Annotated in this window: 20 protein-coding genes; 11 read left to right on the top strand and 9 right to left on the bottom strand. The window is 63.6% G+C overall.

What is annotated here, in order from left to right; all coding sequences use genetic code 11:
- Positions 1-2 precede the first annotated feature (2 nt).
- From CQ14_RS39880 to CQ14_RS39870, 3 genes are all read right to left on the bottom strand, one after another.
- On the bottom strand, positions 3-4,712 hold the full coding sequence (locus CQ14_RS39880; protein ID WP_156435862.1) for a GAF domain-containing protein: 4,710 nt from the start codon (positions 4,710-4,712) through the stop codon (positions 3-5).
- A gap of 150 nt (positions 4,713-4,862) precedes the next feature.
- A complete protein-coding gene (locus CQ14_RS39875) occupies positions 4,863-5,576 on the bottom strand; it encodes a type 1 glutamine amidotransferase (RefSeq protein WP_057863211.1) in 714 nt (237 codons plus the stop codon).
- A 21-nt stretch (positions 5,577-5,597) separates the two neighbouring features.
- The gene (locus CQ14_RS39870; RefSeq protein WP_057863210.1) at positions 5,598-7,232 is read right to left on the bottom strand and encodes a thiamine pyrophosphate-requiring protein; all 1,635 of its coding nucleotides are present in this window, start codon (positions 7,230-7,232) and stop codon (positions 5,598-5,600) included.
- Positions 7,233-7,586: 354 nt separating this feature from the next.
- Here CQ14_RS39870 and CQ14_RS39865 point away from each other — a divergent pair, with 354 nt between their 5' ends.
- A complete protein-coding gene (locus tag CQ14_RS39865; protein WP_057863209.1) occupies positions 7,587-9,182 on the top strand; it encodes a porin in 1,596 nt (531 codons plus the stop codon).
- 82 nt (positions 9,183-9,264) lie between these two features.
- On the opposite strand, the gene CQ14_RS44315 is transcribed toward CQ14_RS39865, so the two are convergent.
- On the bottom strand, positions 9,265-9,432 hold the full coding sequence (locus CQ14_RS44315; RefSeq protein ID WP_156435861.1) for a hypothetical protein: 168 nt from the start codon (positions 9,430-9,432) through the stop codon (positions 9,265-9,267).
- Positions 9,433-9,651: 219 nt separating this feature from the next.
- Between CQ14_RS44315 and CQ14_RS41650 the strand changes: the two genes are divergently transcribed.
- Positions 9,652-9,816 carry a Flp family type IVb pilin gene (locus tag CQ14_RS41650; protein WP_063800490.1) on the top strand — a complete coding sequence of 55 codons (165 nt, stop codon included), beginning with the start codon at positions 9,652-9,654 and terminating at the stop codon, positions 9,814-9,816.
- A 37-nt stretch (positions 9,817-9,853) separates the two neighbouring features.
- On the opposite strand, the gene CQ14_RS39860 is transcribed toward CQ14_RS41650, so the two are convergent.
- Both CQ14_RS39860 and ku read right to left on the bottom strand, forming a co-directional pair.
- The gene (locus CQ14_RS39860) at positions 9,854-10,090 is read right to left on the bottom strand and encodes a hypothetical protein (RefSeq protein ID WP_057863208.1); all 237 of its coding nucleotides are present in this window, start codon (positions 10,088-10,090) and stop codon (positions 9,854-9,856) included.
- A gap of 35 nt (positions 10,091-10,125) precedes the next feature.
- Complete coding sequence (gene ku / locus CQ14_RS39855; RefSeq protein ID WP_057863207.1) at positions 10,126-11,091, bottom strand: non-homologous end joining protein Ku; 966 nt, start codon at positions 11,089-11,091, stop codon at positions 10,126-10,128.
- A gap of 254 nt (positions 11,092-11,345) precedes the next feature.
- On the opposite strand from ku, the gene CQ14_RS45100 reads away from it, so the two are divergent.
- The 8 genes from CQ14_RS45100 (at position 11,346) to CQ14_RS39815 (ending at position 19,726) form a co-directional block, all read left to right on the top strand.
- Complete coding sequence (locus tag CQ14_RS45100) at positions 11,346-11,498, top strand: hypothetical protein (RefSeq protein ID WP_187399341.1); 153 nt, start codon at positions 11,346-11,348, stop codon at positions 11,496-11,498.
- A 246-nt stretch (positions 11,499-11,744) separates the two neighbouring features.
- On the top strand, positions 11,745-12,416 hold the full coding sequence (locus CQ14_RS39845; RefSeq protein ID WP_057863435.1) for a response regulator transcription factor: 672 nt from the start codon (positions 11,745-11,747) through the stop codon (positions 12,414-12,416).
- 98 nt (positions 12,417-12,514) lie between these two features.
- Entirely contained in the window at positions 12,515-13,888 is a 1,374-nt protein-coding gene (locus CQ14_RS39840) for a sensor histidine kinase (protein ID WP_057863434.1), read from the top strand.
- A 160-nt stretch (positions 13,889-14,048) separates the two neighbouring features.
- A complete protein-coding gene (locus tag CQ14_RS39835; protein WP_057863205.1) occupies positions 14,049-15,458 on the top strand; it encodes a hypothetical protein in 1,410 nt (469 codons plus the stop codon).
- Positions 15,459-15,606: 148 nt separating this feature from the next.
- Positions 15,607-16,710 (top strand): c-type cytochrome biogenesis protein CcmI, encoded by a 1,104-nt coding sequence (gene ccmI, locus CQ14_RS39830; protein ID WP_057863204.1) that lies wholly within the window; start codon positions 15,607-15,609, stop codon positions 16,708-16,710.
- A 40-nt stretch (positions 16,711-16,750) separates the two neighbouring features.
- Positions 16,751-17,242: a cytochrome c maturation protein CcmE gene (gene ccmE, locus CQ14_RS39825; RefSeq protein WP_057863203.1), complete on the top strand. Its 492-nt coding sequence runs from the start codon at positions 16,751-16,753 to the stop codon at positions 17,240-17,242.
- The gene (locus CQ14_RS39820) at positions 17,239-19,221 is read left to right on the top strand and encodes a heme lyase CcmF/NrfE family subunit (protein ID WP_057863202.1); all 1,983 of its coding nucleotides are present in this window, start codon (positions 17,239-17,241) and stop codon (positions 19,219-19,221) included. The genes ccmE and CQ14_RS39820 overlap by 4 nt, the downstream gene beginning before the upstream one ends.
- A gap of 4 nt (positions 19,222-19,225) precedes the next feature.
- Positions 19,226-19,726, top strand: coding sequence for a cytochrome c-type biogenesis protein (locus CQ14_RS39815; RefSeq protein WP_057863201.1), 501 nt, complete (start codon positions 19,226-19,228; stop codon positions 19,724-19,726).
- Between the two features lie 3 nt (positions 19,727-19,729).
- On the opposite strand, the gene CQ14_RS39810 is transcribed toward CQ14_RS39815, so the two are convergent.
- Genes CQ14_RS39810 through CQ14_RS45090 form a run of 3 tightly spaced genes read right to left on the bottom strand, consistent with a single transcriptional unit; the run spans position 19,730 to position 20,688 of the window.
- Positions 19,730-20,245 (bottom strand): MAPEG family protein, encoded by a 516-nt coding sequence (locus CQ14_RS39810; RefSeq protein ID WP_057863200.1) that lies wholly within the window; start codon positions 20,243-20,245, stop codon positions 19,730-19,732.
- A 23-nt stretch (positions 20,246-20,268) separates the two neighbouring features.
- Positions 20,269-20,436 (bottom strand): hypothetical protein, encoded by a 168-nt coding sequence (locus CQ14_RS45095; RefSeq protein WP_199805738.1) that lies wholly within the window; start codon positions 20,434-20,436, stop codon positions 20,269-20,271.
- A gap of 48 nt (positions 20,437-20,484) precedes the next feature.
- On the bottom strand, positions 20,485-20,688 hold the full coding sequence (locus CQ14_RS45090) for a hypothetical protein (RefSeq protein ID WP_199805737.1): 204 nt from the start codon (positions 20,686-20,688) through the stop codon (positions 20,485-20,487).
- A 135-nt stretch (positions 20,689-20,823) separates the two neighbouring features.
- Between CQ14_RS45090 and CQ14_RS39800 the strand changes: the two genes are divergently transcribed.
- Positions 20,824-21,348: a DUF1993 domain-containing protein gene (locus CQ14_RS39800; protein ID WP_057863433.1), complete on the top strand. Its 525-nt coding sequence runs from the start codon at positions 20,824-20,826 to the stop codon at positions 21,346-21,348.
- The last annotated feature ends 359 nt before the right edge of the window (positions 21,349-21,707 follow it).

The raw sequence follows: 21,707 nt of genomic DNA, 5'->3' as shown, positions 1-21,707 counted from the left end.
GGCTACCCTCTAGACTTTTCTGCAAAATCGCTTGTTCGCGGCAACACGATGCGGAATTCGGTGAAATGGCCCGGCTGGGTCTCCACGTCAATTGTCCCGCCGTGCTGTTTCACGACGATGTCATGGCTCATCGACAGACCCAACCCGGTCCCTTCGCCGGCCGGCTTGCTGGTGAAGAAGGGGTTGAACATCTTTTCCTTTACCTCGGGCGGAATGCCGATGCCGTTGTCGCGGATGCGGATCTCGACGCTTTCGCCGAGGTTTTTCGTGCTCGCCCGCAGCGTCGGCTCGAAGCCGGCCTCGCCGCCTTCCTTGTTGCGCTTGGTCACCGCGTAAAAGCCATTCGAGACCAGATTAAGGATCACGCGGGTGATCTCCTGCGGGAACAGGTCGAGCTCGCCTGCGGCCGGATCGAAATCGCGCTCCAACGTGACGTTGAAGCCCGGTTTCTCGGCGCGGGCGCCGTGATAGGCCAGGTTGAGGCTCTCATCCACCAGTGCGTTGATGTCGGACAGCCGGTGCTCGCCGCCACCCTCGCGCGAATGCAGGAGCATGTTCTTGACGATGGAATCGGCGCGCTTGCCGTGTTGCACGACCTTCTCGAGGTTACCCCTCAGGAGCCCCGTTAATTCGTCTACTTCCGCACGGATTTCCCCGGCGACTTCGACTTGCTTGAGCGCATCGTTCAACTCCTCGGTCAATTCCACTGAAAGGGCAGCGAAATTGTTGACGAAGTTGAGTGGATTCTTGATCTCGTGGGCGATGCCGGCGGTGAGCTGGCCAAGCGAGGCGAGTTTTTCGGTCTGCACTAGGCGGTCCTGCGCGGTGCGCAGGTCGTCCAGCGATTGGGACAGGTCGCTGGTGCGTTGGCGGAGTTCGTTGAGCAGGCGAGCATTTTCGATCGCGATCACGGCCTGGGCAGCAAAGTTCTGCACCAGAGCGATCTGCTTCTCGGTGAACGGCCGGACCTCCTGACGGTAGAGGCCGATCGTTCCGACGAGTTGATTCTCCTTGAGCATGGGCACCTGCAGCAGCGTGCGGCCGCCGCCGATTTCCGCGAGTGCGATCATGCCCGGATAGCGCTCAAGATAGGCCTCATGCTGCAAAACATCATGGACGTGAACCGGCCGCTTTGTAGTGACGACGCTGCCCAGCGGAAGCTTGGGGTCGACGCGGATCGGAGTCTGCGCAAGAAATTCGCCGAAGGCGGGAGGCAAATTCCACGCGGCGACGCCGTGAAATTGGTCGCCTTTCAACAGGCGCAGCATCGCGAATTTCGCCTCGCAGAGTCGCCCAGCGTTTTCCAGCATGGCCTGGAACACCGGCTCTAGTTCTCCGGGCGAGGCGCTGATCACCCTGAGCACGTCCGCGGTCGCGGTCTGCTGCTGCAGCGATTCCTCCAGATCGCGCGTCTTGGCCTGCACCTCCTCGAACAGGCGGACATTGCCGATGGCGATTACGGCCTGGTCGGCGAAGGTCTGCAGCAGGGCGATCTGCTTGTCGCTGAATGGGTTCACCTCCAGGCGACGAAGCGTAATCGCACCCAGGCTCTCGCCTTCGCGCAGCAGGGGCACGCTCATGATGGTGCGGTGGCCCTGCTGCAGAGCCAATTCCCGCGCTTCGGGAAATTCATCTCCCTCCGGAGCAAGCAGGTCGTTGATCTGTATCGGTCTCCGGTCGACGACCGCTCGACCTGCCGTCCAGTCCCTGTTGATGGGCCGTTCATTCCTGAACGTCGATATCGGGCCATGGTGGGCGCTGAAGCAGAGATTGTCGGCCTTCTTCAGGCGCAATACCGCATCATAAGCGTTCAAGAGCTCGCAGGCGCTTTCGACGATGGCATTGAGGACAGGATTGATGTCAGTCGGCGACGAGGCGATGACGCGGAGAATATTGGCGCTTCCGGTCTGATAGGTGAGGGCTTCCGACAGGTCGCGCGTCTTGGCCTGCACCTCTTCGAACAGCCGCACATTGCCGATGGCGATCACGGCCTGGTCGGCAAAGGTCTGCAGCAGCGCGATCTGCTTGTCGCTGAAGGCTAGCGGCTCCAGGCGACGCAGTGCGATTGCGCCGATCGCCTCGCCCTCCCGCAACAGCGGTACGCTGAGCGTGCAGCGGTGCCCCTGTTCGCGCGACTGCCGCTGTCCCTCCGGAAACTCGGCGGCCTCGAGAGCCTGAAAATCGGACACCTGCACCGGTGCCTTGTCGATGACCGAGCGACCTACGACCCAGTCTCGGTTGATTGGACGCGGCTCTTGACCTGTCCGAATGGGTCCGTGATGGGCGCTGAAATGCAAATTGTCGCCAATCTTCAGCAGCACGCCGGCATCATAGGCATTGCAAAAGGTGCAGGCGCTTTCGACAATGGCCTGGAGGGCGGGGTTTACGTCGGTCGGCGAGGAGGCGATCACCTTCAGCACCTCGCCGGTGGCGGTCTGCTGCTGAAGGGCTTCGCTCAGGTCCTCGGTGCGCTGGTGAACTTCGTTGAACAACCGGACGTTCTCGATCGCGATCACGGCCTGGTCGGCGAAGGTGGCGACAAGGTCGATCTGCTTCTGCGTGAATGGTTCGACGCGCCGGCGTGCCAGCACGATCACGCCGATTGGGTCGTTCTCGCGCAACAACGGCACGCCGACCGCGGTGCGCTGGCCGGCGAGAGTGTAAGTCTCTCGAAGCGTGTATTCGGGGTCAGCCATCACATCCAGAATCTGCACCGGGCGCCGCTCGAGCACGGAGCGGCCAGTCACCGTGCCGCGATTGACGGCCAGCGGGTGGTTGGTAAGGAAATCGATATAGGCTTCGGTGTAGCCGACGGCGGCACCTGCGCGGTATTCGCCGTCCACGCGGCGCATGATGAAGGCCATGTCGGCGTCACAAAGGTGCGCCGCCGACTGCACCAGCGTGTCGAGTACCGGCTGCAATTCGAAAGTCGAGCGGCTGATGGTCTTGAGCACGTCGCCGATGGCGGTTTGCTGTCGCAGGGATTCGCTGAGGTCGTCGGTCCGCGCCTTCACCTCGTTGAACAGTCCGACATTCTTGATCGCGATCACGGCCTGGTCGGCGAACATCTGCAGCAGGCGGGTGTGCTGTTCGCCGAATGGGCCGGGCGCGACGCGGGTGACGGTGATGATGCCGACGGCCTCACCGTCATTCATCAGCGGCGCGAACAGCATGCTGCGATAACCGCGGGCCCGCGCAATGTCGCGCGCCGCCGGCTCGAGATCGGTATCGGGCAATTCAACCGGCGCCCCCTGGCGCGTCAGCTGGTAGGGCGGAAACTTGTCCAGCGGGACCGGGAATGAGGACCGCAGGAAGGTGTCGCCGTCTGCGTCGGTCGGCGTGAAGGCCGCCAGATGAATCTTGTCGTCGATATAACGGAACACGGCGGCCGAAAAACCGCCGATCAGGCGGTTGGCGCTGTCGGCGATGGTATCGAACACCGGGGTTGTGTCCGACGGCGAACTCGCGATGGCCTTCAGGATATCAGCCGTTGCCGTCTGTCGCTCCAGCGCTTCCTGCGTTTCGTTGAAGAGACGTGTATTTTCGATGGCGATCACTGCCTGGTCGGCGAAGGTCTTGAGCAGTTGAACGTGGTGAGGCGCGAAGGCGCCGGGCTCCGCCCGCGTGACGCTGATCATGCCGACCGGTGTCCCGCGGTTCATCAGGGGGGTGAACAGCACGCTGCGGAAGCCGCGCAGCCGGGCCAATTCCCGGTTCGCTTCCGGCACCCCTTCGGCTTCGGTGTCGGCGAACTGCATGGTCTCGCCGTTCCGGACCAGCGCAAAGACCGGGAATTCCTTAAGCTTGCGCGGGAAGGAGGCCTTCAGCGCTTCATCGGCCTCGGGACTGGTCGGTGTGTAGGCGACCAGATGAAGCTCTTCGCCGATGAAATGCAGTACCGTGGTCGAGAACCCGCCCAGCAAGCGCTTGGCGCTTTCTGCGATGGCTTCGAACACCGGCTGCACATCCGAGGGCGACGAGGCGATCACCTTGAGGATGTCGGCGGTGGCCGTCTGCCGCTCCAGCGCCTCGCGGGTGTCGTTGACCAGCCGCGCGTTCTGGATTGCAATGACCGCCTGATCGGCGAAAACGTTCAGCAGCTCGCACTCTCTGTCCGTAAACGGCACCATCGAGGTGCGGCCCACAAAAATCGTGCCGATTGCCTTGTCTTCCCAGAGCATGGGCGCAATGGCCATCGAATAGTTTTGCCCGATCCTGCGAGCGGTCTCGCGCAGGTCGATCGGCACGTCCGGATCGTTCTGGACGTCGGCAGAACGCACCAGTCGCCGCTCGCGAATCGCAAGCTCGCTTGCCGTTCCTTCAATCGGAATCGGAAACCGCTCGCGCGCCGCCTCGGCGTTTGCGCCGCGCGCGGCCGCAATTTGCAACAGGCCTTCGTCGCTGGTGAGAAAAATCAGGCTCTCCTCGCTGTCAAAAAGATGCTTGATGCTGGAGAGGATGCTTTCGAATACCGGTTTGGTATCGGCCACCGAGCTGCTGATGACACTGAGGATGCCGGCGGAAGCCTTCTGCTGCTCGCGCGCGAGGTTCAGTTCCCGGCGCATATTCGCATTCTCGGTTTCGAGCTCGTCCTGGCGCGCCTTCGCCTCGTCGCGCTCGGCGCGAACGGATTCGAGATGCGACTCCATCTCGGTGATGGCTGATCCCAGCTCTTCGATCGCAACCGACAGGTCCTCGGGAAGCGTCGCCATTCCAACGATCCATTGTGTCCGGGCGCGGGCCAAGGCCGATTGGGCCGTCTCGCCGCGGTTCCAGTCGGATTATTTCATCCCGGAAGCGTCAGAGCCAGCGCTCATGGAGGGCTTGAGGCGGCCTTTCTTGGGCGGTCGCCCGCCATCGCGTCACCTTGATCGCGTGAGAAAGCGCGTGATCGCGCCTCCGAGACGCTCGCTGTCCAGCGGCTCGGTGAGCGAGGCCTTGGCGGCGGCGACGAGGCTGTCAGGTGCATGGCCTTTGGTATGCACCATCTCGCAGCAGGCCAGCGCGAAGCCGACGGAAAATTCCGGATGTGGCTGCACCGAGAGCGTGGTGCCGCCGGCGTAGAGCAGGCCGGCATGCGGCGTGAAATCCGAGGACAGGATGGTGCTGGCGCGGGCCGGCGGCGTGATGACCTGGTCCTGGTGCGAGGCGGCGAGGGCAACGCGCATGCCGTCGATCAGGCCATTATGAGGTGTGACGTCATAGATATGCCGCCCGATGCCCCAGCCTTTCTCCGATTTGCGCACCGTGCCGCCCAGCGCCTGCGCGATCAATTGATGGCCGAAGCAGACCCCGACCATCGGCACCTGCTTGTCGTGGGCTGTGCACACGAAATCCTCGAGCGGCGCTATCCAGTCCAGCGGATCGTAGACGCCCGCCGCGGAGCCGGTGATGAGGATCGCCTCGAGCCCTTCGATATCCGGCAGCGGCTCGCCAGCGGCAATGCTGACGGTATCGAACGTGATGCTGGCGTCGGCGGCGCCGATCATCTGCTCGAACATCTGCGGATACGATCCGTGGAGTTCGCGGTTCTTGGGGCTGACGAGCCCGGTTTCGATGATGGTAACGCGCGGCATCGGTGACTGTTCGTCTGTTGCTCAGGTCCCCGGCCTCGACACTTCGGTTTCCTTGCTGGTGATGAATTCCAGCAGCACCGGCACGCCTTCCTGCGTCTTTGCAATGCCGCGCTTGATGGCGGGGATGATGTCTTCCGGCTTCGTCACCCGCTCGCCATAGCCGCCAAAGGCGCGGGCCATCGCGGCGTAGTCGCCGGAAATGTCGGTGGAGCGGTATTTCTCGGTCGAGATCGGCATCACCTTCAATTCGATCGCCATCGAGAAATTGTTCAGCAGGATCGACATGATCGGAATGCGTTCGCGCACCGCGGTCTCGAAATCCATGCCGGTGAAGCCGATCGCGGCGTCGCCCCAGACATTGATGCAGAGCTTGTCGGGTTTTGCCAGCTTGGCGCCCATTGCGAGGCCAAGGCCGTAGCCGAGCTGCGTGGTCTTGCCCCAGCCGATATAGGAGAGCGGCTCGACCGATTTCCAGAACGGGGACAACTGGTCGCGCGGGCTGCCGGCATCGTGGGTGATGATCGTGTTGTTGATGTCGACGGTGTGCTGCAGGTCCCACAGCACGCGGTAGGGGTTCAGCGGCGCGTCGTTGTGGGTCAGCTTCGGCATCCATTTCGCCAGCCACTCCCTGTGGGAAGCGGCAATCTCGGCGGCTACCGCTGTCGCATCGCGATCGGAGGTGACGGTCTTGCCGATCTCTTCCAATAGCGCGTCGAGCACCAGGCCGGCATCGCCGACCAGCCCGACCTTGGCCTCGACATCCTTGTTGAGATGGTTGGGATCGAGCGTGGAGTGAATGATGGTCTTGCCCTTCGGCATGGCGATGCCGAATGACGTTTCGGTGAACGAGCAGCCGATGCCGAAGATCACGTCGGCGTCGCCCAAAAATTTCGGCACCGCGCGCGGCACGGCGAGGCCGCCCGAGCCCAGCGACAGCGGGTGCGTTTCGGGAAATGACGATTTGCCGCCGAGGCTGGTCGTGACGGGAATGGCGAGGCGCTCGGCCAGCCGTCTGAGCTGCGGCCACGCCTTGGCGTAGTGCACGCCCTGGCCGGCATAGATCACCGGCCGCTTCGCCGCGACGAGGAGAGCGGCCGCTTCCTTCACATGGACCGGATCGGCGCCGTAGCGGGTGCGCAGCACCGGCGTGTAGTTCAGGGGTTCCGGTACTTCTTCGTTCCACATGTCGGCGGGGATTTCGACGATCACCGGCCCGCCGCGGCCATTCTTCAATTTGGTGAAGGCGCGGCGAAAGATGTTGCAGACTTCCGCCGCGATATTGATCGGCTCGGACGATTTCGAGAACGCCTTCATCGCCTGGCTGGAATTGAAGTTCGGGTCGATATTGGCAAGCCGGCGCGCATAGCCCATCGGCAGCACCAACACGGGGACCGATTCGCCGTAGCATTGCGCCACGCCGCCCATCGCGTTCTCGGCGCCGGGCCCATGCTGCATGCAGAATGCGCCGATCGACCGGCCCGAGGTGACGCGCGAGATCGCGTCCGCCATGTGTACGCCGATGCGTTCCTGGCGCACCATCACCGGGCGGATGTCGGCATTGGCCGCATATTCGATGAGATGATTGACCGGATAGCCGCAGAGGATCTCGATTCCCTCCCGCTTCATGATTTCCGCGATGGCGGCGCCGAGCTTCATGACGGTCTCTCCCCCTTGGTTGCAGGCCGGTTTGGTCCGGTTGCTTTGCGATAGTAGGAACAGGATTTTCCAGCCCGGTAAAGCGAGGGCAGCGCGTGCGTGCGGAAGTGCTGATATGCGTTTTGTAACTTGGTGCCGGGATCGACCGTCCATAGGGCGAGAATATTGTTGCTGCGAACGCGTATTATCTGAATGAAAAGTATTGCCTGACGTGTCGTTCGATCGGCCCGCGTTGCGAAAACATCACAGCCGCGATCCAAGTAGAGCCGCATCACATCCTTGTCATTCCCGGTAAGGATTTTTGGATTACCTGTTCCGCATGCAACTGCATGAATCGCAGGACAGGAGACTTTAATGAATACGGCGCGTTCACTTATTCTCGGCTCGGCGGCGGGTCTGATGGCCCTGGGCAGCGCACAGGCGGCCGATCTTCCGGTCAAGGCCAAGGCTGTCGAATACGTAAGGGTCTGTTCGCTTTACGGCGCGGGCTTCTTCTTCATCCCGGGCACCGACACCTGCATCAAGATCGGTGGCTATCTGCGCGCGGACCTCACGTTCAACGGCGGTGCCCACGGCGCGCCGGCCTGGAATGGCGATCTCGGCCAGCAAAACCGTTACCGCGATTATTTCCTCGGCCGCTCCCGCATGGCGCTGACGTTCGATACCCGCACCGCGACCGAGTACGGCGTGGTCCGCACCTTCGGCCAGGGTGACTTCCAGTTCCAGAACTTCGGATCGACTAACCCCGGAACTACCTTGAACACCGGCACGCCCCTCAATAGCGCTCTGCTTTCCACGGCGGGCGGCGGCTATGTTGCGGTCGAATACCTCTTCATCCAGTTCGCCGGTTTCACCTTCGGTAAGTCGTCGTCGGCCTATTCGACGCCCTGGAACGGCTTCCCGGGCAACATCAACTCGAGCCTGCTGGGCGGCAACAACACCGACACCGGCGTCAACAACATCCAGTACACCGCCCAGTTCGGCAACGGCGTTTCGGCCTCGATCGGTCTCGACGACCCGACCGTGTGGAACCGCACCGCCGTCTACAACCTCGGCATCCCGTCAGCGATCGGCGCCAACGGCACCGGATCGAATGCCTATGCCGGCGTGCGTTCGCCCGACATCGTCGGCAACATCCGGGTCGATCAGGCTTGGGGTCTGTTCCAGTTGTCGGCCGCGGCCCATGAGGTTAGCGGGACCTACAACACGCTGGCCGCCGGCGGCGCGCCGAACAACCTTTCCGAGATCAGCGGCCACCCCGAGAGCAAGTGGGGCGGCTCGGTGATGGCGGCGTTGCAGATCAAGAACATTCCGACCGGCGCCGGCGACGACATCAAGATCGACGCCTCCTACGCCAAGGGTACGACCAAGAACGTGATCGCCACCAGCGGCACCTCGCCGAACTTTGCGATGTTCGGCAGCAGCGGCTTCGGCTACCAAAGCGTCGGCTTCGGCGCGACCACTGACGGCGTCTATATGCCGGGCGCAGCCGGTACCGGCGGCATCGTCCTGACGACGGCCTGGGGCGTCCGCGGTGCGTTCAATCACAACTGGAATCCCTACTGGTCGACCAGCCTGTTCGGCAGCTATTCCGCGGTCCGCTATGACGGCGGCACCAATGACAATCTGCTCGGCGCCGGCACCACGACGGCCAAGGGGGCTTATTGCGCCGCCTTCGCCGCCAGCCACTCGGGACAGGCGTTGAACGGAAACAATGCAGGCAACTACACCTGCAACCCCGACTTCAACGTCTCGCAGCTCGGTATCGTTACCCGCTGGACCCCGGTCAAGAACCTGACGTTCTCCGGCGAAGTCCAGTGGTTCCATCTCGATCAGAAGATGTCGGGTTCGTCGGTGTTCGCGGCGACCGCTCCGAAGCCGAACGCGCTCTACGAGTTCAAGGATCAGGACACCGTCCTGCTCCAGCTCCGCGCCCAGCGTAACTTCTAAGAACGACCTTGTAAGAACGACCTTGCGGACCGGGCCATTGCCCGGTCCGTTTGTTTTAGCGCCGCCGCAGGGCGCGGGGTAGCTACCTTGCTTCGCTGCGGCGGCTGAACATCGCGGCCACCAGGCCGAGTATCTGGTCGAGGATCGGGTACGCCGCGGCCGGCGAGAGTTTGGCGACGCGCTGCTCCTCGGTCTCCTCATGCAGGAGCCCGATGTAATTCTTTCCCGTTTCGCGCTTTTGCGCCGCCATGTTCGCTCACTCCGCAGGACGCCGATCGGGCGACGATGGACGGGCGACGGACAATCGATGGTAAATTTTCCGTACCGTACGATTCCGGGGGCACGGATTTCCTCATCTGCCTTAATCAATCGTTCATTCTGTTCCTCAAGGCCTCTTCAACGGTTCCAATCTAGAGTTTAACCAGTATGGCGCGGGAGACTTCCGGGGAGCGTCGACAGGAGTTTTTTTATGCGTCGATTACTTGCACGATTTGTCGATGATGAGCGCGGTGCTACCGCCATCGAATATTGTCTTATTGCGGCCGGCGTCAGCATCGTGATCGTCACCGCTGTCAACGGCGTCGGCAGCGCGCTCAGCGCGAAATTCGTCGACGTCGGCACCTCGATCAAGTAGGCGGGGCGGGCACGAAGGCCGCGATGGGATCCTGCGGCTAGCCTTGTTTCCCGTCCGCATTGAGCGCGCGGATCATTGCGATCCGTGCGAACATCAGCCAGCCGCCGCCGGTCTCAGCCGCATTGATCAGATTTTGCACCGCGACTTGCCAGTGGGCCTCGTGCTGCACTTCTTCCGGCAACGACATGACGTAATCGGCAGCCTGCTGCAGCGTCGCCAGCCTGCCTCCGCCGTGAAGCGGTATCGGATCATCGAATGGGATCGACCACGGCATCGCGCGCTAGATGATGCTATCGCGCTCCTTGCCTGTCATCCGGCCTTCTTGGTGCGGGCGGCGGTACGTACCGGCTTCTCCGCCTTCTTCGGCGCTTCCTTGACCGTTTCCTTGGCCGCCCGCTTGCCGCCGCCGCTGATCGGCAACAGCATCTCGCGCTGGCCGGCGGCTGCCTTCTTCGGCTTCTTGCCCTTGCTCTTGGCGGGGGCAGGGGCCGCCTGCTTTTCGCTGGCGAGGCTGCGCTTGAGCGCGTCCATCAGGTTGATGACGTTGCCGGTGGTCTTCGGCGCCGCCTTGGCCTTGGTGCTCAGGCCGTTGCGCTTCTGGTTGATCAGGTCGATCAGCGCCTGCTCGTAGCGGTCCTCGAACTGCTCGGGCTCGAATGAAGCGGATTTCTGCTCGACGATATGCTTCGCCAGATCAAGCATATCCTTGGTGATCTTCACGTCCTGGATATCCTCGAAATATTCCTTCTCGCCGCGGACTTCATAGGGATAGCGCAGCAGCGTTCCCATCAAGCCCTTGTCGAGCGGCTCCAGCGCGATGATGTGCTCGCGGTTGGTCAGCACCACGCGCCCGATCGCGACCTTGTCCATGCTGCGGATGGTTTCGCGGATCACCGCAAACGCATCGTGGCCGACCTTGCCGTCCGGCACGAGATAATAGGGACGGATAACATAGCGGCTGTCGATATCGGTCCGCGGCACGAACTCGTCGATCTCGATGGTGCGGGTCGACTCCAGCGCGATGTCGTCAAGCTCGTCTTTCGACACCTCGATATAGGTGTCGGTGTCGATCTTGTAGCCCTTCATGATGTCGTCGTTGGCGACTTCCTCGCCGGTCTCGGCGTCGACCTTGGCGTATTTGATGCGGTGGCCGGTCTTGCGGTTGATCTGGTTGAACGAAACCTTCTCGGTGTCCGACGTCGCCGGATAAAGGGCGACCGGACAAGTCACGAGCGACAAACGCAGAAAACCCTTCCAGTTGGCGCGGGGGGCCATGGGCTACTCCGAAAAACGCAACAGACAACCAGCGAGGATACCATTGGATCATCTCGTCTCAAATATGCCGGAGCGGGGAATCGCGGAACGGCGTTAACCGTTGGAGCACCTGTTCTGCCGCCGGCCTGCGACTTTTACTCGCTGCCATCGGGCAGGGCCGAGGTCCGGAACATCATCTCCCATCAAGCGTTGCTTTAATGGCCGGTGTCGAAGCATTCGCTGGCATTTACAGGCACTTACTCGAAGAGGTCACCATGGCAACGCAACGACATGGCCAGATCATCGAAACCCCGACCGAGGCGCGCCAGGCCGAACCCGGCCCGTCGGTGCTCGCGCTGCTGTCCGTTTCGACCGGGCTCGCGATTCTCATCCTGGGTATCGTCTGGTTCGTATTCTTCCGTACGTGAGGGCTGACCGGGGCGGTGCGACAGGCCCCGCGATCCCTTGCGGATGGGAAGCAGCCGGCTGGGCGCTTGGGGCATTCGATTGGGTATGTTAGGCGTTCGGCCTGCGGTTTTGCGGGCATGCTCCCGGCTGCGAAGCTCGCATAACGAAAAAGTAACATTGCACCGTGCGCCCTGTTCATGGCCCGTTCACGCCGGTTAGCCTCATCTTGGGATCTGATATCCTAGGGCTCATTTTTGGAGGCCAGCTTGCGCCTGCTTGTTGTTGAGGACGATCCGGATCTCAACCGTCAGCTTACGACGGCTCTGACGGATGCCGGCTATGTGGTCGATCGCGCGTTCGACGGCGAGGAGGGGCACTATCTCGGCGACAGCGAGCCCTACGACGCCGTGGTGCTCGATATCGGGCTGCCCAAGATGGACGGCATTTCGGTGCTGGAGGCGTGGCGCCGTAACGGTCGGGGGATGCCGGTGTTGATCCTCACGGCGCGCGATCGCTGGAGCGACAAGGTGCAGGGCTTCGACGCTGGCGCCGACGATTACGTCGCCAAACCGTTCCACCTCGAGGAGGTGCTGGCGCGCATTCGCGCGCTGCTGCGCCGCTCCACCGGTCATGCGCAGTCGGAACTGACCTGCGGTCCGGTGTCGCTGGATACGCGCACCGGCCGCGTCAGCGTGTCGGGCAACCCGATCAAGATGACCTCGCATGAGTACCGGCTGCTGGCCTACCTGATGCACCACACCGGGCGCGTGGTGTCGCGCACCGAACTGGTCGAGCACCTCTACGACCAGGACTTCGACCGCGACTCCAACACCATCGAGGTCTTCGTCGGCCGCATCCGCAAGAAGCTCGACGTCGACATCATCCAGACCGTGCGCGGGCTCGGCTATCTCCTCACGCCGCCATCAGCCGGCGCCTGATGAGCCTTGCTCTTTTATTCGAGCATGATCTTATCCGAAAGCAGGCCCCGATCCGCCGGATCGGAGCCTTGGGATATGCTCTTCGGGATCTTGATCTGATGCGCGGAAGCTCGCTCGCCACGCGGTTGTTCCTGTCGGCGACCGCGTGGGTGGTCGTGATTCTGGTCATAACCGGCGTGATCCTGTCGTCGGTCTATCGCAACGCGACCGAGCGCGCCTTCGACCGCCGCATCAACCTCTATCTCCGCACCCTGATCGCCGAAGTCGCGACCCCGGACGAGCCGCCGGACCACCAGTTCCAGTCGCTCGGCGAGCCGCTGTTCGAACTGCCGCTGTCCGGCTGGTACTGGCAGATCGTCCGCACGGACGAGAAGGCCGAGTCGAAGGCGTCGCGTTCGCTGTGGGACAAGAAGCTGCCGAAGCTCGAGGATATCGGCGCGGATCTCACCCCCGCCGGGATCCGTCTCGGCTATATCGACGGGCCCGAGGGCCAGAGTTTGCGGGTCGTCGAGCGGCCGGTCGATCTCGGCGCCGACGGCAAGTATCTCGTCAGCGTGGCGGGCGACGCCTCCGAGATTTTCGACGAAATCCGCGCCTTCGACTATTACCTCGGCGGCACCTTCGCAGCGCTCGGCATCGTGCTGCTGCTCACCACGATCTTCCAGGTCCGTTTCGGACTGGCGCCGCTCAAGCGGATTTCGGAATCGATTGCCGACATCCGCTCCGGCCGCGCCGAACGGCTGGAGGGCGAATTTCCTGTCGAGATCGCGCCGCTGGCGCGCGAGACCAACGCGCTGATCGATGCCAACCGGGAGATCGTCGAACGCGCGCGCACCCATGTCGGCAATCTCGCCCATGCCATCAAGACGCCGCTCTCCGTCATCGTCAACGAGGCCGCGGCCCACGCGGTAGATCCCTTTGCCAGCAAGGTGTTGGAGCAGGCCGATGTGATGCGGGATCAGGTCGCCCATCATCTCGAGCGCGCCCGCATCGCCGCGCGCGTCACCATCGTCGGCACCGTCACCGAGGTCGCACCCGCCATCGAGGCGCTGCGACGGACCATGGAAAAGATTCATCGCGATCGCGGCATCACCATCGCGGTGAAGGCCGATCCGCAAGCGAAGTTCCGTGGCGAGCGGCAGGACCTCGAGGAGATGGCCGGCAACCTGGTCGATAATGCCTGCAAATGGGCGGCCTCGCAGGTCTTCATCGAGGTGCGCGCGGAGCCGCCGATCTCGGCCGGCAGCGGGCCGCGGCTGCGGATTATCGTCGATGACGATGGCCGCGGACTGTCCGCCGCCGAACGCGCGCAGGTCTCCCGGCGCGGCCAGCGGCTGGATGAATCCAAGCCGGGCTCCGGGCTCGGGCTTTCGATCGTGGTCGATCTCGCCGGCCTCTATGGCGGCAGCCTTGTCCTGGGCGACGCGCCGATCGGCGGCCTGCGGGCGGAACTGGTGCTGCCGGGGATCTGAGGCCGCTGTCTGGCGATGACCTTGGGTTGAGGGCGGTATCCGGCAACGCGCCGGAGGCGATTTCGTTATTCCTAAACGCCTTCTTAACGCGCGCACTTCTAAGATCGTTAGCGGACGCGTTTTGCCGTCCGCATGACACACGCATATTCACACCGGGCGCATGAGCCAGACATCCACCGAGCGGCTGAGGGAATATCTCGCCCAGCTCCCGCCCCAGGCGCAGGCGCTGCTGATGCGCGAGTTCGAACGCGCCATCGAACGCGGCGAGGACGTTGCCGTCGCCAACTTTGTGCTCGAGCAATTGCGCAAGGTCGTGCGTGGAACCGAGGACGACGACGACGAGGCGCGGCCGCGGACCGACGACCCGGCACGGCTGTTGTTCCGTCCGCTCGAGCCGTTTCTGATCGAGAGCAACTTTCCGATGCGGGCCGGGCAGGTCAGGCGCACCTCGCTGACGCCGGTCTGGCAGTGGCTCGGCCGCGACGGCGCGCCCGAGGCGGCATCGGCTTTCGAGGCTGCGCTCGCCGCGATCAGGCAAAGCGGCTCGACCGCCGGTCTGGAAGCCGCCACCCGCAAGTTTCAGCTCGCCGCGGCCGAGGCGATTGTCCAGGTCGCAACCCCGGTGCAGGGCGACGACCGGCAGCGCACGCTTTCCCGGATCGGTCCGCCGAACGTCGTCGAGGATCTGCTGTCGATCGGCGCGGTGCTGCGGGCACGTGAGGCGATCGATACGCTCGGCGGCAAGCTTCCCGGCCAGATCAGGGTGCTGACGCCCTCCCAGCTCGAGATGGTGACGGCGGCGCTCAACGTGCCCTCGTTGCAGACGCCGCAATTGCTGCCGTTCGCGCTGTCGCTGATCATGCAGCGGCTGGCGGCGCCGTGGCAGATCATTCGCCTCGCGATCAAGATGGCGGCTTCCGACGATGAAATTCGCGTGGCGGCCACACCCTATGGCATCGCTGTCACGATCGCGCTGCACGATCTCTCCTTCCTCACGGCCTGCCTGCGCACGGATATCCGGCGCGGCCATTTCGATAATGTCGGCGACCAGCTGAAAATCCTGCACGACGGCGTGCGGGGCCTGCGCACCGAGCTCGATCTGCGCAACGATTCCGCGTGGGGTCGCCAGCTCACGTCGATCCGTGCCGATATTTCCAATTCCCTGCAGTCGGAAATCGAGAGCGTACCTGGCCGGGTCCGCCGCATCCTGCGCCAGCGCGCCGACAAGGACATCGCCTCGGCGCCGAAGATCGACGCCGCCGAGGTCGAGGATATCGCTGCGCTGATCGACTTCGTGGCGGTGTGCCGCACCTATGCGAGCGAACTCGCCATCAACGAGGTCACCTTGCGGACCTATTCCGACCTGCAGCATTACGTCGAGCATTCCACCGAGAGCCTGGTGCAGACGCTGCGCGGCGGCGATACCAAGGCGCGTGCCTACCGGCTGATGCAGGCCAAGGCGGCGATCCGCTTCTGCGAGATCCTGTTCGGCCATGACTATGCGTCGCTGATGAACCGGGCGGCCGAAAATGCCATGACCGGCGAGCGCAAGGCGACCAAGGCCGAGTAGGCCTGCAATTCCGCAAAATCCCCCGTCCGGCGCCTCCCGTCCGGGCGGTTTTCCTGAAGCAATTGTCAATTGCCGGGCTTGCCGCCGGTGGTGTAAAGCGGCGCATCGGCGCTCGCCTGGATGCGCCGCTCCGCCCGGGAACCGCTTGATGACACTGTGGTTTGTGTTCGCGCTGATGACGGTCGCGGCGATCTTCGCCGTGCTCTGGCCGTTGAGCCGCGGCTCTTCTGCGCAAGGGGGCGGCAGCGAGGCGGCGGTCTACAGGGATCAGCTCGCCGAAATCGATCGCGATGTTGCAGCGGGTCTGATCGGCGTGTCCGAGGCCGAGGCCGCGCGTGTCGAAATCGGCCGCCGCCTGCTCGCCGCCGCGGACGGAGAGCCCGGCCTGCCGGCGCGCGCCAACCTTGGCCTGCGCCGTGGCTCGGCCATCCTGGCGCTGGTGGGGCTGCCGATCGCGGCGGTGACGTTCTACCTCGCGGTCGGATCGCCGCGGCTCGGCGATTTTCCGCTCGCCGAGCGCACCCGCACCGCGGATGCCAGCCAGCCGCTCGAAAACATGGTGGCGCAGGTCGAGGCGCATCTGGAGAAAAATCCGACCGACGGCCGTGGCTGGACCGTGCTGGCGCCGGTGCTGGCGCGGCTCGGCCGTTACGATGACGCGGTTCGTGCCTATCGCAACTCCATCACCCATGCCGGGGACAGCGCCGAGCGCCGCTCCGATCTCGGCGAGGCGCTTGCGGGTGCCGCCGGTGGCGTCGTCACGGCGGAGGCCAAGGCCGAATTCGAACGCGCCGTGGCGCAAAACGCCGATGACCCTAAGGCCAATTATTTCCTCGGGCTCGCCGCAGAGCAGGATGGCCGTCAGGCCGATGCCGCCGCGATCTGGCAGGGCATGCTCGCCAAGTCGCCCGCCGACGCGCCATGGCGTCCACTGATCCAGGCGGCGTTGGCCCGGGTCGGCGGATCTACCGTTCCCGCGCTCTCCAACGATGCGATGGCCGCCGCCAAGGACATGAATGAAGATGACCGCGGCGCGATGATCCGTGGCATGGTCGATCGGCTCGCGACCCGGCTGAAGCAGAACGGCGAAGATGTCGAGGGATGGTTACGGCTGGTGCGGGCCTATCTGGTGATGGGCGAGCGCGACAAGGCGACGAGCGCGGTCGCAGAGGCGCGGCAGGCGGTCGCGGGCGATGCGGAACGCTTGCGCCAGCTCAATACGGGCCTGAAGAATCTAGGGCTTGATGGATGAGCAGGGTGGCGGGACGCGCAAGGGAAGACAGAGGATAGAAATGACGCGCAAGCAACGGCGTTTGACCATGATCGGCGGTTCGCTCGCGGTGCTCGCGATCGCGGCGGCGCTGGTGCTGAACGCCATGCGCGATTCCATCGTGTTCTTCTCCACGCCGACGATGGCGGCGGAGAAACAGATCCCGGCGGGCAAGCGGTTCCGTCTTGGCGGCCTGGTCCAGCCGGGCTCGCTGGTGAAGGGCGACAATCTCGCCGTGAACTTTTCCGTCGCCGACGGCAGCGCCACGCTGCCGGTTGCCTACAAGGGGATCTTGCCGGACCTGTTCCGCGAAGGGCAGGGTGTCGTCGCCGAAGGCGCGCTCGATGCGTCAGGCGTGTTCAAGGCCGATACCGTTCTCGCAAAACATGACGAGACCTACATGCCCAAGGATGTCGCCGACGCGCTGAAGAAGCAGGGGCACTGGAAGGACGATTACGGCGCCAAGCCCGCCGCCACGGCCGCGTCTGCGCCGGTTCAGGGGGCCTCGAAGTGATCGCGGAAGCCGGGCATTACGCGCTGGTGCTGGCGCTGGGACTGGCGCTGATCCAGTCCACGGTGCCGATCCTGGGCGCGCGCTGGGGCGATCACGCCTTGATGAATGTCGCGCGCTCCACCGCGCTCGCGCAATTGCTGTTCGTGGGTGCGTCGTTTGCGGCGCTGACGATGCTGCACGTCGTCTCGGATTTCTCTGTCGTCAACGTGTTCGAGAACTCGCACTCGATGAAGCCGCTGCTCTACAAGATCACCGGCGTGTGGGGCAATCACGAAGGATCGATGCTGCTGTGGGTGTTGATTCTGGCGCTGTTCGGCGGGCTGGTCGCTGCCTTCGGCAACAATCTGCCGCTGTCGCTGCGGGCATACGTGCTGGCGGTGCAGGGCTGGATTGCCGCCGCGTTCTATCTGTTCATCCTGGCCACCTCGAATCCGTTCCTGCGTATCGCGCGCCCGCCGATCGAGGGCCGCGATCTCAATCCGGTGCTGCAGGACATCGGTCTCGCCGTGCATCCGCCGATGCTCTATCTCGGCTATGTCGGATTTTCGATCTCGTTTTCCTTCGCCGTCGCCGCCCTGCTCGAAGGCCGGATCGATGCAGCCTGGGCGCGGTGGGTGCGGCCGTGGACGCTGGTGGCGTGGATCTTTCTCACGCTCGGCATCGCGATGGGTTCGTACTGGGCCTATTACGAACTCGGCTGGGGCGGCTGGTGGTTCTGGGATCCGGTCGAGAACGCTTCGCTGATGCCGTGGCTCGCCGGCACCGCGCTATTGCATTCCGCGGTCGTGATGGAAAAGCGCAACGCGCTGAAGGTATGGACCATCCTGTTGTCGATCCTGACCTTCTCGCTGTCGCTGCTCGGCACCTTCCTCGTCCGCTCGGGCGTCCTGACATCCGTGCACGCGTTCGCGACCGACCCGGCGCGCGGCGTGTTCATCCTCTTGATCCTCTGCCTCTTCATCGGCGGCAGTCTTTCGCTGTACGCTTGGCGCGCGTCGGCGTTGAAGCAGGGCGGGCTGTTCGCACCGATTTCGCGCGAAGGCGCGCTGGTGCTCAACAATCTCTTTCTCACCTCGGCCTGCGCGACGGTCTTCATCGGCACGCTGTATCCGCTGGCGCTGGAGGTTCTGACCGGCGACAAGATCTCGGTCGGGGCGCCGTTCTTCAACCTGACTTTCGGGCCGCTATTCGTGCCGCTGCTGCTGGCCGTGCCGTTCGGTCCGCTGCTGGCGTGGAAGCGCGGTGACCTCATCGGCGCGGCGCAGCGGCTGATGGCGGCCGGTATCGCGGCCTTGATCGCGGTGGCGGTGCTGTTTGCATGGACTTTTGGCGGAGCTACGCTCGCGCCGCTCGCGATCGGGCTTGCGGTCTTCGTCATCGCGGGCGCATTGACCGACCTCGCGGAGCGCACGGGACTGTTCCGCACCCCCTTTGCAGTCGCAATCGCCCGCGCGCGCGGTTTGCCGCGGGCAACCTGGGGCACGGCATTCGCCCATGCGGGCCTCGGCGTTGCCCTGATCGGCATCGTCTGCGAGACCACCTGGAACAGCGAATATATCGGCACCATGAAGCCGCGCGATGTCGCAACCGTCGCCGGCTATCAGTTGAAGCTCGACGACATCACGCAGCGGCAGGGACCGAATTTCCGCGAAATGATCGCGCAGTTCACCATCAGCCGCGACGGCGAAACGCTCCAGGTGATGACGCCGTCGAAGCGCAACTTCACTACGCGCGGCTCTTCGACCACCGAAGCCGCGCTGCTGACCCGCGGCGCCAGCCAGCTCTATGTCTCGCTCGGCGACACCAATGCCGACGGCGCCATTGCGGTGCGCATCTATCACAAGCCGCTGGTGCTTTTGATCTGGTGGGGGCCTGTCCTGATGGCGTTCGGTGGCCTGCTGTCGCTGTCCGACCGCCGCCTGCGCGTCGGCGCGCCGAAGCCGGCCAAGGCCGCCCGTGCGCTGGCCCCGGCGGAGTAGGGCGGTGAAGCGCCTCCTCGCATACGTACTTGCCGCCGCGGTGATGTCAGCCGCGCCGGCGGCCTACGCCGTGCAGCCCGACGAGATCATGGCCGACCCTGCCAAGGAAGCGCGTGCGCGCAACCTGTCGCGCGAGCTGCGCTGCATGGTGTGCCAGAACCAGTCGATTGACGATTCCGATGCGCCGCTGGCGCGCGACCTGCGGCTTCTGGTGCGCGAGCGCATCGCGGGCGGCGACAACGACAGCCAGGTGATCGATTTTCTGGTAGCCCGCTACGGTGAATTCGTTCTGCTGAAGCCGCGCTTCACGCCGCATACGCTGCTGCTCTGGCTGTTGCCGCCGCTGGCTTTGATCGGCGGCGGCCTGGCGCTGTGGTTCTACAGCCGCCGCCGCTCAAGCGCCGGCAGCGCGGCCGATCCCGCGCAACTGAAGTTGTCGGAAGAAGAAGAGGCGAGGCTGGAGCGCCTGCTCGCGGCTGAATCGACGCCGAAAAAACCGAGCTAGGCGTCACGCCACGACCATCTTCCAGCCCGCCCAGGCGAGAATCCCGATGTTCAGATACATCGTGGCCGCCATCCCGAACGCCCGATAGAGCGGATGGATCCGGTAGCCGATCCAGAACGCAAACCGGGCGACGATGAAGACGATGGTTGCCGCCGCGATGACTGGCATGTTGGCCGGCGCCAGGCTGACGCTCAGGGCCAATGTGCCGACCACGAACAGCACATATTGCTGCAGCGTATTGTCGAGCACGCGTCCGTTGATGAGTGTCGCCTGGTCCTCCTTCTGCAGCGTCGGGTCGATCGCTTCGCTGAGAAAGCGGTTGTTTCCGACGGTGATGGTGCCGACGAGGAGCGGTATCGCCGCAAGCGCGTTCGCCTTTAGCGTATAGGCAAGTCGGCCGGCGACATCGGTCGGCAACGACGTGTCAGCCCAGAGTTGTGAGATGCCGGCCATCGCGGCGATCATCGTCAGCACGCCGGTGCCGGCGCCGATTGCAACGGTTTTCTGGTCAGGGGTCATGATCCGTCTCCACGATCGTTGCCTCAGGGAAATCGAACTGGCACGGAGGTCCGGCGGCCCGCCGCGACGGCAGCCGATATCTGCAGTACGACGAAGAGGCCATGCAGTGCCGTCGTCACGTAACCCACCATCAACATGTCGGCTGCGATGAAGAACTGCCAGAAGATCACATTGGCGGTGCCAAGCAACACGTGAATGGCCGCAGCGGCGAGATGCCAGCCACGTAACGGCTCGGCTCGTCACATCAGGATACCCAGGATGAAGGCAAGCCCATGGGCCTCGATGAAGCCGATTCCGGCATGGGGCGCCTCGGCCACGACGCGGGCGATCGGCCCGAGGCCAAGGAAAATTCCGCGTACGTCGCTTGCAAAACCGCCCGCTGATGCTGCGAGAAGAAACGCCGCATTGGCGCGCAGGATGGCGCGTCTGATGGCGATGGTCATGGTCAACTCCATTGCGAACAACGGTTGAGCACGGGAAGGATCGTCAATCCGCCGGCGGTCGATGATTGCAAGCCGGCAAGTTTCGGCTATGACATTAGACGGAAAGAGAAGAAAATTACGCAGGGAGAAATGGACATGGCTCTCACACTATATGACGCCACCGTGGCGAACTATCTCCAAACCTTGGGTGCGGTCGGCGGCTTCCTCGATCGCGGCCTCAAGCATTTTCGTGACAACAATATCGATCCGGAAACGATGGTCGAGGCACGGCTCGCACCCGACATGCTGCCGTTGCGCTTCCAGATCATCTCCGTCGCCCAGCATTCGCGCGGCGCCATCGAGGGCGTGCAGAGCGGAGAATTCCGTCCGCCTGCATCCAGGACGCCGTACGACTATGCCGGATTGCAGGGGCTGGTCACGCAGACCCGCGAGGCGCTGGAGGGCTGGACGCCCGAGGCGGTCAATGCGCTCGGCGGCCGCGACGTCGTCTTTCATCTCGGCGAACACAAGCTGCCCTTCACGGCAGAGGGCTTCCTGATGTCGTTCTCGCTGCCGAACTTCTATTTTCATGCAACGACTGCCTACGACATCCTGCGCACCAACGGCGTTCCGCTCGGCAAGCGGGATTTCATGGGGCGGATGAAGATGAAGAAAAGCTGAGCGAGGTCTCGCGGGCGAAGCGGAACGCAATCGCTGAGTCGCAGCGCACCAAATCGTCTAAGCGATTGCGCAACGCTGCCATGCAAAACGCGGCAAGCTCATCGCGGCCATCTGAACGGATACTGTCCTGACAAGCGTCAGCTCTTGTTGAAGAGCTGACGCGCGCTTTCTATCGTGCGCGTGCCGATTGTCTTGGCCTGCTCGTTGTTTGTTGACCTGCTACGCGATCGCCCATCGTAAATGAAATCTAAATGAAATTGCTCTTGCGGGAATTCGCGCGCAGCCGGCGCCATTCCAAATAATCTCAGCCCTTCGACATTTCCGAAAGCTCGCGCAGACGATTTGGTCTTGCGCAACAT

The sequence above is a fragment of the Bradyrhizobium lablabi genome (assembly GCF_001440475.1).
Lineage (GTDB): Bacteria > Pseudomonadota > Alphaproteobacteria > Rhizobiales > Xanthobacteraceae > Bradyrhizobium > Bradyrhizobium lablabi.
Note: the sequence above shows the minus strand (reverse complement) of the source record. Positions and strands in the feature narration are given on the sequence as shown.